This is a genomic window from Pseudomonas sp. BJa3, from assembly GCF_026343815.1.
GTDB lineage: Bacteria > Pseudomonadota > Gammaproteobacteria > Pseudomonadales > Pseudomonadaceae > Aquipseudomonas > Aquipseudomonas soli.
Window position 1 is genome coordinate 1 of record NZ_JAOXMC010000488.1, and the last position, 241, is coordinate 241.

Annotated in this window: 1 pseudogene; it reads left to right on the forward strand. The window is 67.6% G+C overall.

Annotated elements, in window-relative coordinates:
* Positions 1-241, forward strand: a pseudogene (locus tag OH705_RS28515) (nodulation protein NfeD); the annotation flags it as partial.

Below are 241 nucleotides of genomic sequence, written 5' to 3' on the forward strand. Positions count from 1 at the left end.
GATCCTGCTCGGGGTGGCGTTCATGGTCGCCGAGGCGTTCCTGCCTAGCTTCGGAGTGTTCGGCTTCGGCGGTATCGGCGCCTTCGTCGTCGGTGCGGTGATCCTGATGGACACCGATGCCCCCGGCTTCTGCATTCCGCTGGCGCTGATCATCAGCCGGGCTGTGCTCTCGGCGCTGTTGCTCGGCGGCTTGCTGGGCATGGCGCTGAAAGCGCGCCGGCGCGCCCTGTTCAGCGGCGAT